The organism is Rhizobium sp. USDA 4016 (genome assembly GCF_056279705.1).
In genome coordinates this window covers 4,104,164-4,118,701 of sequence record NZ_JBWCCY010000004.1, presented here as the reverse complement: position 1 = coordinate 4,118,701, position 14,538 = coordinate 4,104,164, and the positions used below count along the sequence as shown (strand labels likewise).

General features: G+C 59.2%; 15 protein-coding genes and 1 pseudogene. 13 read left to right on the top strand and 3 right to left on the bottom strand.

Features of this window, described 5'->3' with window-relative positions; all coding sequences use genetic code 11:
• The first annotated feature begins 95 nt into the window (after positions 1 to 95).
• Positions 96 to 728 carry a GNAT family N-acetyltransferase gene (locus ACZ9DP_RS36140; protein WP_028740006.1) on the top strand — a complete coding sequence of 211 codons (633 nt, stop codon included), beginning with the start codon at positions 96 to 98 and terminating at the stop codon, positions 726 to 728.
• Positions 728 to 1,315, top strand: coding sequence for a GNAT family N-acetyltransferase (locus tag ACZ9DP_RS36135; protein WP_074070049.1), 588 nt, complete (start codon positions 728 to 730; stop codon positions 1,313 to 1,315). The genes ACZ9DP_RS36140 and ACZ9DP_RS36135 overlap by 1 nt, the downstream gene beginning before the upstream one ends.
• Positions 1,316 to 1,353: 38 nt before the next feature.
• On the opposite strand, the gene ACZ9DP_RS36130 is transcribed toward ACZ9DP_RS36135, so the two are convergent.
• Positions 1,354 to 2,217, bottom strand: coding sequence for an endonuclease/exonuclease/phosphatase family protein (locus ACZ9DP_RS36130; protein ID WP_476205245.1), 864 nt, complete (start codon positions 2,215 to 2,217; stop codon positions 1,354 to 1,356).
• 84 nt (positions 2,218 to 2,301) lie between these two features.
• On the opposite strand from ACZ9DP_RS36130, the gene obgE reads away from it, so the two are divergent.
• From obgE to ACZ9DP_RS36105, 5 genes are all read left to right on the top strand, one after another.
• Positions 2,302 to 3,381 carry a GTPase ObgE gene (gene obgE / locus ACZ9DP_RS36125; RefSeq protein WP_074070051.1) on the top strand — a complete coding sequence of 360 codons (1,080 nt, stop codon included), beginning with the start codon at positions 2,302 to 2,304 and terminating at the stop codon, positions 3,379 to 3,381.
• Entirely contained in the window at positions 3,368 to 4,537 is a 1,170-nt protein-coding gene (gene proB, locus ACZ9DP_RS36120; RefSeq protein WP_194728481.1) for a glutamate 5-kinase, read from the top strand. The genes obgE and proB overlap by 14 nt, the downstream gene beginning before the upstream one ends.
• A complete protein-coding gene (locus ACZ9DP_RS36115; protein ID WP_283070023.1) occupies positions 4,530 to 5,813 on the top strand; it encodes a glutamate-5-semialdehyde dehydrogenase in 1,284 nt (427 codons plus the stop codon). Before proB ends, ACZ9DP_RS36115 begins: the two co-directional genes overlap by 8 nt.
• Before the next feature lie 37 nt (positions 5,814 to 5,850).
• Positions 5,851 to 6,435 (top strand): nicotinate-nucleotide adenylyltransferase, encoded by a 585-nt coding sequence (locus tag ACZ9DP_RS36110; protein ID WP_022717534.1) that lies wholly within the window; start codon positions 5,851 to 5,853, stop codon positions 6,433 to 6,435.
• Between the two features lie 850 nt (positions 6,436 to 7,285).
• The gene (locus ACZ9DP_RS36105; RefSeq protein ID WP_239596381.1) at positions 7,286 to 8,530 is read left to right on the top strand and encodes a pilus assembly protein TadG-related protein; all 1,245 of its coding nucleotides are present in this window, start codon (positions 7,286 to 7,288) and stop codon (positions 8,528 to 8,530) included.
• Positions 8,531 to 9,142: 612 nt separating this feature from the next.
• On the opposite strand, the gene ACZ9DP_RS36100 is transcribed toward ACZ9DP_RS36105, so the two are convergent.
• Positions 9,143 to 9,565, bottom strand: coding sequence for a cupin domain-containing protein (locus tag ACZ9DP_RS36100; protein WP_476205243.1), 423 nt, complete (start codon positions 9,563 to 9,565; stop codon positions 9,143 to 9,145).
• A gap of 333 nt (positions 9,566 to 9,898) precedes the next feature.
• On the opposite strand from ACZ9DP_RS36100, the gene ACZ9DP_RS36095 reads away from it, so the two are divergent.
• The 4 genes and pseudogenes from ACZ9DP_RS36095 (at position 9,899) to modC (ending at position 12,782) form a co-directional block, all read left to right on the top strand.
• Entirely contained in the window at positions 9,899 to 10,120 is a 222-nt protein-coding gene (locus ACZ9DP_RS36095) for a hypothetical protein (protein WP_476205242.1), read from the top strand.
• Positions 10,121 to 10,176: 56 nt separating this feature from the next.
• Positions 10,177 to 10,968: a molybdate ABC transporter substrate-binding protein gene (gene modA / locus ACZ9DP_RS36090; protein ID WP_476205241.1), complete on the top strand. Its 792-nt coding sequence runs from the start codon at positions 10,177 to 10,179 to the stop codon at positions 10,966 to 10,968.
• 50 nt (positions 10,969 to 11,018) lie between these two features.
• A pseudogene (gene modB, locus ACZ9DP_RS36085) lies at positions 11,019 to 11,718 on the top strand (molybdate ABC transporter permease subunit).
• Positions 11,715 to 12,782 (top strand): molybdenum ABC transporter ATP-binding protein, encoded by a 1,068-nt coding sequence (gene modC / locus ACZ9DP_RS36080; protein WP_476205240.1) that lies wholly within the window; start codon positions 11,715 to 11,717, stop codon positions 12,780 to 12,782. The pseudogene modB and the gene modC overlap by 4 nt, the downstream one beginning before the upstream one ends.
• Here modC and ACZ9DP_RS36075 read toward each other — a convergent pair whose 3' ends face one another.
• The gene (locus ACZ9DP_RS36075; protein WP_074070063.1) at positions 12,783 to 13,160 is read right to left on the bottom strand and encodes a winged helix-turn-helix domain-containing protein; all 378 of its coding nucleotides are present in this window, start codon (positions 13,158 to 13,160) and stop codon (positions 12,783 to 12,785) included. It lies immediately after the preceding gene.
• A gap of 202 nt (positions 13,161 to 13,362) precedes the next feature.
• Here ACZ9DP_RS36075 and rsfS point away from each other — a divergent pair, with 202 nt between their 5' ends.
• Both rsfS and rlmH read left to right on the top strand, forming a co-directional pair.
• Positions 13,363 to 13,806 carry a ribosome silencing factor gene (rsfS, locus tag ACZ9DP_RS36070; RefSeq protein ID WP_028740009.1) on the top strand — a complete coding sequence of 148 codons (444 nt, stop codon included), beginning with the start codon at positions 13,363 to 13,365 and terminating at the stop codon, positions 13,804 to 13,806.
• A gap of 112 nt (positions 13,807 to 13,918) precedes the next feature.
• Positions 13,919 to 14,401, top strand: coding sequence for a 23S rRNA (pseudouridine(1915)-N(3))-methyltransferase RlmH (gene rlmH / locus ACZ9DP_RS36065; RefSeq protein WP_074070064.1), 483 nt, complete (start codon positions 13,919 to 13,921; stop codon positions 14,399 to 14,401).
• Positions 14,402 to 14,538 lie beyond the last annotated feature (137 nt).

Here is a 14,538-nt window from a genome sequence, read left to right as displayed (position 1 = left end):
TCATCGACCCGGCTGGCCGTACCAGGTTCAGTCCAGAAAACAGGGGAGATGGGGCGCCATCTCCCCTTTTTCTTTGTCCATAAGGAGGACTGAACATGCAAGGCGAACTGATAAGGGTTGACCAATCACGGTCACCCCAAGAACGGCTGAGGCCGGAGCGGTTAAGGACCGATTGCCCTGTCTTGTTATCGGAAAGGCTCGTCATGCGCGCGCCCCACGAGGAAGACATTGACGCCCTTTCCCATCTCGCCAACAACGCCAAAGTCGCCACAATGGTATCGCGTATGCCGCACCCATATACCGCCAATGATGCAGCCGACTTCGTGCGTCGGACGAAGAATGGCGAGATTGGTAAGTGCGTCTATGCCATCACCAAAGCTGAAAACGGCGCCTTCATGGGGTGCTGCGGAGTTGAGCCGCATGCTGACGGGCGTACCGTCGAAATCGGCTATTGGCTCGGCGAACCCTATTGGAACCAGGGCTATACGACCGAAGCATGCCACGCTCTGGTCGATATGGTCTTTCGCACGCGCGAAAACGTCGATCAGATCGATGCCCGTTGCCGGGTGATGAACATCGCATCGCGGCGGGTTATCCAGAAGTGCGGCTTCCAGTTCCAGGGCTCAGGCCTTGCCGCGTCTCTGGCGCTCGGCAGCAACGTGCCCGTGGAATGGTACCGGCTCGACCGGAAGACCTGGATGTCGCTGAGAAGTTGGGGGAGCCTGTGATGAGCGCCGCCATCTTGCAGCGACCCAAGAGCGAGCAAGTGACGCCCGGCCCCGTGCCGGTCGTCACCACGCCCCGGCTGACGCTCCGCCCGCACAGGTTGGCCGATGCGAATGCAATTGCGGAATCGCTGTCCGACTTCGCAATCACTCGCATGCTTGCCCGCGTGCCCGCGCCCTATGACAGGCAGGACGCGCTTGATTGGCTGGTTCCCGTGACGTCCGGCAGTCTGCCGGATTGGCACTTGGCGGTCACCGATGGCGACGACACGCATTTGGGCGTCGTCTCCGTCGAGCTCCGCCACGGCCGCTGGCATCTTGGCTACTGGCTGAACCGCTACTTTTGGCGGCGCGGCTATATGAGCGAGGCTGTCGCAGCCGTGCTGGAGCGCTTTTCCCGGCGGATGCCGGAAAGCGCCGTTCATTCGGGCGTGTTCGCGGACAATCCAGCCTCGCTGAGATTGCAGGAAAAGCTCGGTTTCCGGATGACGGGATGTGCGGAGATCTACAGCTTCGCCCGCAACACCATGGTATCGCACGTCGAAACCGTGCTTCAGCCCGGCGCTCTGCAGATCACGAAGGCTGCCTGACCAGACAAGAACACCGCAGCCGGCGCTGCGGTGTTTTCCTATCCGCCGATCTCGATCCAGACAGGGAAATGGTCGGAGCCTACCGAAGCTGTATCCACATGAGCAGATTTCAGGCGGCCATGCAGGCCGCAACTGACAAAGCAGTAATCGAGATGCATGCGCTTGCCGTGATTCTTCGGGTCCATCCAGCTATAGCTTGCGGGCGCATAGCCTTCGAGCGCGGCCAGCGCATCGACGGGTGTTCCGATGCGCGGCACGCGGCCGTAATATCCGTCCTTCGTCCCGGCAAACGAGCAATATTCCGGCGATTCCGGCATCATGTTGAAGTCGCCCAAGATGACGTAGTCTTCCGGAAGCGGCAGATCCGCGATCTCGAATTCGCAGGCACCCGACAGGCAACCGCCCTCGAACGGAAACGCATTGATGCGCTCGTTCAAATAGGCGAGCTGGCGGATACGCTCGTCGGGCGAAACGTGATCGAGATGAACGGAATAGACGCGAAGCGCGCCTTCCGGCGTATTAATGACGGCCTCGGTCGCCCCACGCTGCAGATTGATTTTCGAAACTGTGCGGCTGCGCGGCAAAAGCAGGGTGCGCGCCGACAGGATAGGCCAACGCGAAAGGATCATGTTGCCGAACTGGAAGCGCGTGCCGCGCGGCGGAAAGCCCTCTTCACCGGCGTCGACATGCAGATCGCAGGCCGGGCCATAGACCCAGAAATGGTTGGGAAAGAAGGCCGCGAGATCGGCCGCCATGTCGGAAAAATCGTTTCGCGCGAAGCCCCTGGTCACCTCCTGAAGCGCGATGATATCCGCTCCATCGAGACTTTCCGCAATACGGCCGAGATCATAAATCCCATCAAGACCGAAGCCGTACTGTATGTTATAGCTCGCAAACTTCACGATAATCTTTGACCTTAGCTTGAACCGCCTATATCGAAAGCGGCAGGATGGGGCGCGTAAAAAGCCACCGATGATGGAAGTAAAATGAAATTTCTCGACGAAGCAAAGGTCTATATCCGGTCTGGTGACGGCGGCGCAGGCAGCGTCTCGTTCCGGCGCGAGAAATTCATCGAGTTCGGCGGGCCGGACGGCGGCGACGGCGGACGCGGCGGCGATGTCTGGGTTGAAGCCGTCAACGGCCTCAACACGCTGATCGACTTCCGCTACCAGCAGCATTTCAAGGCCAAGATCGGCATGCACGGCATGGGCAAGAACCGCACCGGCGCCAATGGCGACGACGTGACGCTCAAGGTCCCGGTCGGAACGCAGGTGCTGGAAGAAGACCAGGAAACGCTGATCTGCGACCTGACGGAAGAAGGACAGCGTTTCCGGCTTGCCGCCGGCGGCAACGGCGGCTTTGGGAATGCGCATTTCAAGTCCTCGGTCAATCAGGCACCGGATTGGGCAAATCCCGGCCTTTCTGGCGAGGAAAAGACGATCTGGCTGCATCTTAAGCTGATTGCGGACGCCGGCCTCGTCGGTCTGCCCAATGCCGGAAAGTCCACGTTCCTGGCGGCAGTCACCCGCGCGCGGCCGAAGATTGCCAATTATCCCTTCACCACGCTGCATCCGAATCTCGGCGTGGCAACCATCGACGGACAGGAATTCATTCTCGCCGACATCCCGGGGCTGATCGAAGGCGCGCACGAGGGCATCGGCATCGGCGACCGGTTCCTCGGCCATGTGGAGCGTACACGCGTGCTGCTGCATCTGGTCTCGGCGCAGGAGGAAAAGGTTGGCAAAGCCTATACGACTGTGAAGAACGAGCTTGAGGCCTATGGTAACGAACTGACCGACAAAGCGGAAATCGTTGCGCTCTCACAAATCGACGTGCTCGACGAGGCGACGCTGAAGAAGAAGACGAAGGAGCTCGCCAAGGCGTGCGGCAAGACGCCGTTCCAGATTTCGGCCGCAACGGGCAAGGGCATGACCGAGGTTCTGCGAGCTTTGCGCGACATCATTGTCGAAGCGAATGCGGGCGGCGAGAAGCCGGCCAAAGCGCCGAAGCTGCGGCATCGCGACATGATCGCGGCCGACGAGGACAGAACGGATGACGACGCGTAAGCCGCTCGAACGCTACCGCCGCATCGTCATCAAGATCGGCTCAGCACTCCTTGTTGACCGCAAGACCGGGCTCAAGAAGGCATGGCTCGATGCGATGTGCGCCGACATCGCCGGTTTGAAAGCAAAAGGCGCGGATGTGCTCGTCGTCTCCTCGGGCGCTATCGCGCTCGGCCGCTCAGTGCTCGATCTGCCTTCTGGAGCGCTGAAACTGGAGGAAAGCCAGGCGGCCGCAGCCGTCGGCCAGATTTCGCTCGCGCGTGCCTGGTCGGAAAGCCTATCGCGGGATGAGATCGTGGCGGGCCAAATCCTGCTGACGCTCGGCGATACTGAAGAACGCCGCCGCTATTTGAACGCCCGCGCCACGATCAACCAGTTGCTGAAGATCGGCGCTGTTCCGATCATCAATGAGAACGACACCGTCGCGACCAGCGAAATCCGATACGGCGACAATGATCGCCTCGCGGCCCGTGTCGCAACGATGACGGGCGCCGACCTGCTGATCCTTCTATCCGATATCGATGGGCTTTATACGGCGCCGCCGCACCTCGATCCAGGGGCGGAATTCCTCGAGACGATCGCCGAGATTACTCCGGAGATCGAAGCCATGGCAGGCGGCGCCGCCTCCGAACTGTCGCGCGGCGGCATGCGCACGAAGATCGACGCCGGCAAGATCGCGACGACGTCGGGCTGCGCAATGATCATCGCTTCCGGCAAAACGGATAGCCCGCTATCGGCGATTTCGAACGGCGCACGTTCCTCCTGGTTTGCACCCTCCGGCACCCCCGTAACCGCCCGCAAGACCTGGATCGCAGGTCAGTTGCAGCCAGCCGGAGAACTGCATGTCGACGACGGCGCCGTGGCGGCGCTGGGTGCGGGCAAGAGCCTGCTTCCCGCCGGCGTTCGCAAGGTGATCGGGCTTTTTAGCCGAGGGGACACCGTGGCAATCATCGGCCCTTCTGGGCGCGAGATCGCCCGCGGCCTCGTCAGCTACGACGCAGAAGACGCCCGCCAGATCGTTGGTCGCAAATCAACGGAGATCGAAGCGATCCTCGGTTATCCCGGCCGTACCGCCATGATCCATCGCGACGATATGGTGATGACGTCACAGGTAAATTCGAAATCGGAAAGACAGAAGAAGGACACGGCCCATGCTTGAGACCGTTGTGCACAGCCCTGACATTGACGCGCTGATGAACGACATCGGCCGCAAGGCCAAGGCTGCGGCACGACCGTTAGGCTTTGCGTCCACCGAGGCCAAGAACAAGGCGCTGAATGCGATGGCCGACGCGATCCTCGCAAGCAAGGAGCACATCCTTGCCGAAAACGCCAAGGATCTGAAGGATGTCGCTGGCACCGATATGCTTGCCTCCTTCATCGACCGCCTGACACTGAATGACCAGCGCATCACGGAAATGGCCGAAGGCATTCGGGCGATTGCCGCGCTGAAGGACCCCGTCGGCGAAGTGATCGCCGCCTGGGATCGGCCGAACGGACTGAAGATCGAGCGGGTCCGCACACCTCTCGGCGTCATCGGCGTCATCTTCGAAAGCCGGCCGAATGTGACGGCAGATGCCGGTGCGCTTTGCCTGAAGGCAGGCAATGCTGTGATCCTGCGATGCGGTTCGGATTCGCGCCGTTCGTCGCAGGCAATCCATGCCTGCCTCGTTGAAGGGCTGAAGGCAGCCGATCTTCCGGAGCATGCCATACAGCTCGTTCCGGTTTCGGACCGTGCCGCCGTCGGCGCCATGCTGCGGGGCTTGGAAGATGCAATCGACGTCATCGTGCCGCGCGGCGGCAAGAGCCTTGTCGCCCGCGTGCAGAACGAAGCTCGCGTGCCGGTTTTTGCTCACCTCGAAGGCCTTTGCCACATCTATGTAGACAAGTCTGCCGATATCGAAATGGCAAAGAGGATCATCGTCAACGCCAAGATGCGCCGCACAGGCATCTGCGGTGCCGTGGAAACCCTGCTTGTCGACGGCGCTGCAATCGGCACGCATCTGACACCGCTTCTCGAAGTGCTGGCCGAGGCCGGCTGTGAAATCCGCGCATCCGCGACGGTGTTGAAGGTTGCCCCGGGCATGAAGCCGGCGACCGAGGAGGATTGGTCGACCGAATATCTCGATGCAGTCATTTCCGTCGCCGTCGTGGACGGCATTTCCGGCGCGATCGCACATATCCAAAACTATTCGTCGAACCATACGGAAGCCGTGATCGCGGATGATCCGGCCGTCGTCGAGCGATTCTTCACCGAGATCGATTCGGCCATTTTGCTGCACAACGCTTCCACACAATTCGCCGACGGCGGCGAGTTTGGCATGGGTGCGGAAATCGGCATTGCGACGGGCAAGATGCATGCCCGCGGTCCTGTTGGTGTCGAGCAGCTTACCTCCTTCAAATACCGCGTGCGCGGCACCGGACAAACGCGGCCCTGACGTGACGACAGACGAAATAGACCGTCGCTACCTTCGGATGCCGCACACCGAGCGCGGCATGGTCGTCGGTCTTTTCGGCGGATCCTTTAATCCACCGCACCAGGGGCATGCGCTGGTTGCGGAGATCGCCATACGGCGCCTCGGCCTCGACCAACTTTGGTGGATGGTGACGCCTGGCAATCCGCTGAAGAACCGCAATCATCTTGCGCCGCTTGCCGAGCGGATCGCACTCAGCGAAGCGATCACAACCGATCCGCATATCAAGGTGACTGCATTCGAACAGGCATTCGGCGTCAGTTACACGGCAAATACACTCGCCAGGGTAAAGGCGCGCAATCCAAACATCCATTTCATCTGGATCATGGGTGCCGACAGCCTGCAGGCCTTCCACAAATGGCAAAAGTGGCAAGAGATCGCGCGCACCTTCCCGATCGCCGTCATTGATCGACCCGGGGCGACGCTTTCCTATCTCTCGTCGAAAATGGCAAAGACCTTCGACTTCGCCCGTATCGATGAGGACGATGCCCGTGTGCTCTGGAAAAAATCCGCCCCTGCCTGGACCTTTATTCATGGCCCGCGATCGGCATTGAGTTCGACCGCTATTCGCAAAGCGGCTGAGTAGCGGCAATTTCAGGAAGGCTGACAAATGAAAAGCCCGACGGGGGAGGATCCGTCGGGCTTTATAAACTTGATCGACAGCTGGGAGGAGGAGTGCTGCCGACCCATATCTAACGGCTTTGGGAGGAGGAGATCGCCGTTTCGATAAGTATGTTTTATCATAACTTCGGAAAACTGGAATACCGTATATTGCATTGCAGCAATGCGATGTGCGCAAGGCTCCTCGAATTCACACCGCAGTGTTGCCGCTTTTTGCGGCATTGGGAAGATGGCTTAACCCGTTTGCACAGTAGACCCTTCTCATAGGATATCCACGTGAGCGGGACTCTAGCCCAAAAACGAGGGCGGAGCGGTCCTCAAGCCGGAGAGGCCGCAAAGCCAACGAAGTTAGGATCAGGCCAGATTCGCCAAGCTATGTCGCGTCACGCCGTAGCGACTGCCGACTGGTCCACATATGTTCGGGTTTAGGTAGCAAACACGACCACGGCAGGGCAGCATTTGGCCCGACGCGGCCTGCGATGCTGGAGCAATTGGGTCCAGACTCCCGAGCCGCCTGCCAACCGTCTCCGCCTTGGTAACTGATCGACGTCGGCCACCTTGGCTCTCGTAGCTCGGAGCACGTGCCCGGCGTTTTCCGCGTGACTGCTACTTGCCGAACAAATTGATGACCTGCGCATGAGCACTTGCGCTGGATAAGTCCAACTGTTCCCGGATGCGCAAAAACGGGAGCGTTTCGGCATACGGGTAGGATTTGTATTCTTTGGGATACGTACAATTCGAATGAAAGAGGCAATCAATCGTATATCGCTAACATCTAATGTGTCGGCTTGGCTACTCGGATCTGGGGCATACCAATGCGTGAAGTTCTCAAACGGCATGTCGATCGATTTATTCGCGACGAGGTGGGCAACTTTGCAATCCTGACTGCGGTTGCAATCGTTCCCTTACTGGGGGCGGCTTCCGTCGCGATCGACTTCGTTAATGCCAGTTTCGAGGCCGACAAGTTGCAGGAGGCGCTGGACAGCGCCACGCTTGCGGCGGTGCGCCTTTACGGCGAGGGCTACAGCGAGGCGGAAGCCACTCAATTGGCGAACGAAATGTTCTTCGGCAATTATCAAGGGGCGGGTGCCGTCTCTCAGGGCAAGGATGCATCCCCGGCAGCGGAACCTCCATCTTTGCATATCGCCTATTCCCTGGCGGGACAGCAGGTAATGGCGACGGCTGACTATGCAGTCAACTACCACCCGGTATTCCTGACTCGATTATCTTTCCCTATCTCCCGCCGCAGTAGCACCGCTTACCAAGCGGGCAACGAAGCCTGCATTCTCGCGCTCAGCCCGACGGCAGATCGCGCCTTCGAGGTTACCGGCAGTTCGAAGGTCGACACGTCGAAGTGTGCGATCACCGCGAACTCGCGCAGCAACGAAGCCATCTATGTCGGCGGATCGGGCAGCCTGAAGACGGAATGTCTTTATACGCCAGGCAAGGTCTCCGCCTCGCCGTACAAAATCGATCTCGAATGCGACAAGCCGTACGAGGGAACGGCAGCGGCCCTTGACCCGTTCAGACTCAAAACGATGCCGAAAGCAGGAACGTTGGCCAAGAACAAAGGCTCCGGCGAACTGGAGCCCGGGACGTACAAGGGTCTCCAAATCAAGGGCGCTGTGAAGCTGCAACCCGGTGACTATATCATCGACGGGGGCAAGCTGAGTTTCGGGAGCCAGTCGGTCATCACTGGCGAAGGGGTCACATTCTTCCTGCTCAACGGCGCTGAAATCGACATTCATGGCGGTTCGACCGTTAACGTCACTGCCCCGACATCGGGGCCATGGGCGGGTTTCGTTATCGTCGCCGACCGCGATAACACTGCCTCCGCAGTGATCAATGGCAACAGCAACTCGAACATCAGCGGCATCATCTACATGCCAGCAGCCGAAGAAGTCGAGTATTCCGGCAATGGTACGACGTCTGGCGACTGCGTCCGAATCATCGCCCAGAAAATTACCATGACCGGCAACAGCACTTTCAAGCTCGATTGCAAGTCGGAACTGGCGAACAACGAGATCAATAATCTCGGCGCCGTCCGGCTTGTCCAATGAGGGTGTGACACACGGCGACGGACGGCTTTGCCAATGTTTGCTGCCTCTTTTTGTACGAATGCCGGCTCCACCGCTCCTTCGGCCGGGAGGTGGCGATCCTCTGGCCCTCGTTCAGCTTGCGGTCGAAAAGCGGAAGCAACGTGAGAAAAAGGGTGATGACTACGCGGCAGCCTCTGTCTTAGTCCTTCTCGACGAGAGCAGGCAGAATGCCCATCTCCTCGCCGACGATGCGGAGCAGGTCTGCAAATTCTGGGTGCCGGTGCAGGTAATCAGCCATTAGCAACTTTCAAGTCGGCAAGGGCGTCTTTGAAGAACTTCTTCGCGCGCACGCCGCCATAGTCTTCAGCGGCCCGCCGCAGGGCATCCTGATCGAGCTTTCTCGCTTCTGTCCTCACCCGCTCTGTCGACCACCTCAAGAGGACTTTACCCTACCGGGACCCCGATCTGCTCGATCGGCTGGTGGACGGACTCCGCGGGGCCGGAGTCGCCATCTAAAAACCAAACGGGACAGACATGCGTCCTCCGCTGCTTTGAAGGGCAGAGATAACGGCAACGACGCCTCGGGGCTTCGCTTTTTAGAGCCGCCGTTGCCCACTTCGGTGCGTCGCCTCCTTATGAGGTCATCAAATCGATGATCCGCATGATCGCGACCGCACTGCTCGTGTTCTGGGTACCTTCGGTCGTATTCCCTTTAGCGCAGGTCCAAACGTCGCCCTTCTTGACCGTGAACTTCTTTTCGTTCTGAACGACCGAAAGTTCTCCCTCAGTCATGTGGCAGAGCATGTCGTTCGCCATCATATTGTCCGGCGTCTTCGCTCCGGGTTGGATAACGATATCGCGCAGCTTGACCATCGCATAAGCTGGGATGACCGAAGCCCGCTCACCATGCGTTATCTCTCTGACACCCGGCGCGAGCTCCTTGCCCTCGTCACTGCCGGAAGTCTGGGCGACAGCAGGTGTCGCCCAGGAGATCAGAGGCGTTGCGGCCGCTGTAAGGCCGAGTGCGATTGTGGATCTACGATTGATGGCTTCCATTGCTTCCTCCCTGACCAACTTGTGCTGAAAAGTGGCAACCGATCAGTGTTGAGCCGCTGTGGTTGAGAGTCAAACTGGGGCACTTTCTGTCTCGCCACGCTCGTTGGTTCGCGAGACGCTCCGAGAGGTCGACAACCGCTTGGGTCCTCGTGCGAGGCGCGTTCGCACCGGCCGAGCGTCAGCTAAAATCACGCCTCGCCCCCGCAGGAAATCTGCAAACCTGACCGTGCCTTCAGGCCAGCCCGGGTTGAAGGTATGATCGAATGCGATCACCCTGTGCTCGGCCAGTGAATCCATTGCGAGCCGGCTGTCGGCTACAACGTGCGGCAGCAAATGTTCTCCGTCGATGCCGAAGAAGCGAATTTCACCGACCCTCTCCTTGATTTCACCTGCCTTCAGTTGAGTACAATCACGCTTGATGATCAGGCTCTCATCGACCGCACGCGCAACCGTCGACCATTCTCAGAGAACCGCCTGTACTGCGGCAAGCCGCCGTCCGTCTGGCTGATGTCAACCAATCTGGAAGACGATATATTCTTCAAAACATATCCCTAGCCAATTCTATCGATATCGATATATTCCTTTGAATATTTCGAAGGAGAATTGAAGATATGCACAATCGCCGGCAATGGATGAAACGCGTCGTCGGGTTTTCCGTGGCCTGGATTGGCGCTGCCGGGCTGCTGCCGCAGCCAGCAGGCGCCACAGATAGAATTACCGTCTTTGCGGCGGCGAGCCTCAAGAATGCGCTTGATGCCGCAAATGCAGCCTGGGCAAAGGAAAGCGGCAAGGAAGCCGTCGCTTCCTATGCAGCGAGCTCCGCACTCGCCAAGCAGATCGAAAGTGGCGCACCAGCCGATATCTTCATCCCCGCCGATCTCGACTGGATGGACTACGTCGCCAAGAAAGGCCTGATCAGGGAAGACACCCGCGCAGACTTCCTTGGCAACCGCATCGTGCTGGTGACCGCCAGCGATAAGGCAAAGCAGGTCGATATCAAGCCGGGTTTTGATCTTTCCGGTCTTCTTGGCGATGGCAGGCTCGCCATGGGAGAAGTGACATCCGTCCCCGCCGGCAAATACGGCAAAACCGCGCTCAAAAAGCTCGGCGTCTGGACATCGGTGGAGCCGAAGATTGCCGGTGCGCAAAGCGTGCGTGCCGCTCTTGCGCTCGTCTCCCGCGGCGAAGCGCCTTATGGCATTGTCTATCAGACAGATGCGGCGGCAGATGAAGGCGTCGCAATCGTCGGCACGTTTCCAGCCGATTCGCATCCGCCGATCATTTACCCTATCGCGCTGCTTGCCGCCAGCAAGAACCCGGACGCCGTTGCCTATCTAAAGTTTCTAAAGTCGGAGAACGCCGCCCGCTTCTTTACTGCGCAGGGCTTTACGATCCTGAAGTGAATAGGGATTTTATCCTGCAGCTTCGAACCGATCTATCGGAGATACCCAACTTGGATTTTGGCCTGAGCAATGATGAGTGGACGGCGATCTTGCTCAGCCTGCGGGTTTCCGTTGTCGCCATGTTCGCGAGCCTGCCGTTCGGCATTGCGGTTGCGCTGCTTCTTGCCCGCGGCCGCTTCTATGGCAAGAGTGTTGTCAATGGCATCGTTCATCTGCCGCTGATCCTTCCGCCGGTCGTCACCGGCTTCATTCTTCTGATCCTCTTCGGCCGCAGGGGACCGATCGGCAGCTTGCTGGATCAATATTTCGGGATCGTCTTTTCCTTCCGTTGGACAGGCGCAGCTCTCGCCTGTGCGGTCATGGGGTTCCCGCTGATGGTCCGAAGCATACGGCTTTCGATCGAGGCAATCGACCGCAGGATCGAGGAAGCGGCGGGCACCCTTGGCGCGAGCCCGCTATGGGTGTTCCTCACCGTCACGCTGCCGCTGACGACGCCTGGAATCATCGTCGGGATGATCCTGTCCTTTGCCAAGGCCATGGGCGAATTTGGCGCAACCATCACTTTCGTATCGAACATCCCGGGTGAGACGCAGACGCTGTCTTCCGCCATCTACACATTCACCCAGGTCCCAGGCGGCGACGCCGGCGCTATGCGCCTTACCCTGGTTGCTATCGTCATCTCCATGTCAGCGCTGCTGGCGTCTGAATTCATGGCGCATCTCGCGGGCCGCGAGGATAGACCCGGAATGACGCTCACCATCGAAACCAGGCACCGCTTCGGCGCCTTCACCCTTGATGCAGCCTTTACCTCCGAAGTCGGCGTGACGGCCCTCTTCGGCCGGTCCGGTTCGGGCAAGACCTCGATGATCCGCATCATTGCCGGCCTCGTCCGACCGGATGAAGGCCGGGTTCTCCTCGACGGTACGCCACTCACCGACACGGGCAAAGGCATCTTCGTTCCCCGCCATCGCCGCCGTTTCGGCTATGTCTTCCAGGATGGCAGGCTCTTCCCGCACTTGAGCGTTCGAAAGAACCTCTCCTATGGAAGCTGGTTCGCGCCGAAGGTTTCGCCAACCGGCAACTTTGACCACATCGTCGACCTGCTCGGCATCGAAAGCCTGCTCGATCGAAGCCCTTCCAATCTCTCAGGCGGAGAAAAGCAACGGGTGGCGATCGGCCGTGCGCTGCTTTCCTCTCCGCGTCTTTTGCTGATGGACGAACCGCTCGCAGCGCTTGACGAGGCCCGCAAAGCCGAGATCCTGCCCTATCTCGAACGTCTGCGTGACGAGACGCAGATTCCGATCGTCTATGTCAGCCATTCGATTTCAGAAGTGGCGCGCCTCGCCAATCAGGTCGTTGTGATGCGCGACGGCAAGGTTGAGGCGGCGGGCAGCGCGACCGATGTGCTGAGCCGTCCTTCGGCGGCCGAAGACCGGCGCGAAGCAGGTGCCCTTCTGGAAGGTGCTGTCGAAAGCTTCGATGAAAAACATCGCCTTGCGACGCTCGCATTGAAGACGTCCCGCCTTTTTGTGCCGGGTGCCACGGTATCGCCGGGCAAGCGCGTTCGCGTCCACATTCCTTCCCGCGATGTCATGCTGGCGACCGTCAGGCCGGAGGGTTTAAGCGCGTTGAATATTATCGACGGCATCATCCGACAGATATCGCCTGCGCAAGACGGAACGGTCGAGGTGCAGATCGACTGCGGCGGCGATATCATCCTGTCGCGTATCACCGCATTGTCCGTTGAAAGGCTCGATCTTGTGCCCAACAAGCCTGTCTTCGCTGTCATCAAGACAGTCGCGCTGCAGCCTTGACTATTTTCTTGCCGCCTCGGCCTGACTGCGGTTGCCTTCCAGCCAGGCAAGATCACCCGCAAGGGCTGTTCGCATGGCGTCTTCCATATGCCGGAACCGCGACAGCAACTCCTCGCCAAATGGCGTCAGCGCCGCGCCGCCTCCCTTCTGGCCGCCGCGCTGGGATTCGACTACCGGCGCGTTGAACATGCGGTTCATGTCGCTGACGAGCAACCAGGCGCGCCGGTAGGACATGTCCATCGCCCTGCCGGCTGCCGAGATCGAGCCGGTTTCGCGGATGTGCTCCAGGAGCTCCATCTTGCCGCGGCCTAGGCGATCCTCGTGCGGAAAGCTGATGCGTAGGATGGGAACGAGTTGATGTCTGGCGGTAGTGTCCATTCGGTTCTGCAGTTACGGAAAATCGCAGCCACTTTACGCTTGGCCGTTGGCGCTGTACACAGCCGCCTTGCTGCCGGTAACGACATAAATCTTGAACGCGAATTTAAGTCTTCGCGAAATGATAACCGGCTCGTGTCTTGAAAGATTAACGGTTTGATGCCTATCTTAACCATGATTTGGTTCGCCCAAATCAGTGATGCGCATGTTCTGTTATTGCAGGAAAGGAAAAGCACTGACAACAGTACACGCCAAGGGAAGAACGCTCGCCGTTGTCCCGAAGAGCCTGGAACGTGGCGCCGATGCCGCCGCCCGCGCTCTGCAAGCTGTCCTCACGAGCCTTGAGGACTCCAAAGCTGAAGATATCGTCACCATCGACATTGCTGGGAAATCTGCGCTGGGGGACTATATGGTCGTCGTCTCCGGCCGATCGAACCGCCATGTCCTGGCGATCGCGGATCATCTGCTCACCGACTTGAAAGACGAGGGCTTTGGCGCAGCCCGCGTTGAGGGCAAGGACGGCGGTGATTGGGTCCTGATCGACACCGGCGATATCATCGTGCACGTCTTCCGCCCCGAAATCCGCGAGTTCTACAACATCGAAAAGATGTGGGCAGCGCCGGATATGGATGAAGAAACGCGGCACTGATAGGCGGGCCGGCTTGTCCGGCGCCTGAGCGCGGCAGTAAACAGGCCGGAAACATGAGAACCCGGCCCAAAGCCGGTATTGTGCCTTCTGGGCGCATGACAGGAGCGGATGGATGCGGGTTGGTCTTTTTGCGGTGGGACGGCTGAAGTCCGGCCCCGAGAAGGATCTTGCGGCCCGCTATTTCGACCGTTTTGCCAAGGCTGGTCCTGCGATCGGTCTCGAATTCTCCCGCGTTGCCGAGGTTGCTGAAAGTCGCGCCGCCAATGCAGAAACGCGCAAGCGCGAAGAGGCAGCGATGCTTCAAAAGACGATGGCTGAAGGCAGCATTCTCATTCTCCTCGACGAACGCGGCAAGGCGTTGGACAGCGAAGCTTTTGCAAAGGTCCTCGGTAACTATCGCGATCAGGGAAAACGGGATCTGATGATTGCCATCGGCGGAGCCGACGGCCTTGACCCCGCGCTTTACGACCGTGCCGACATGACCCTATGCCTCGGCAAGATGACCTGGCCGCATCAGTTGGTGAGGACGCTCATTGCCGAACAGCTCTACCGTGCCGTCACTATCCTTTCCGGTCACCCCTATCACCGCGTATGATCAGTCACGCAGCCGTGTTTTGCCAAGTGTGGCCTTGTTCGCCAATCTTTCTGGCAAATGACGGCAAATCGGCATAGTCTCCGCGCGATTTGAAAGTTGCCCCTGAACACGCATGACGAGAACTGCCCGCAAGCGAA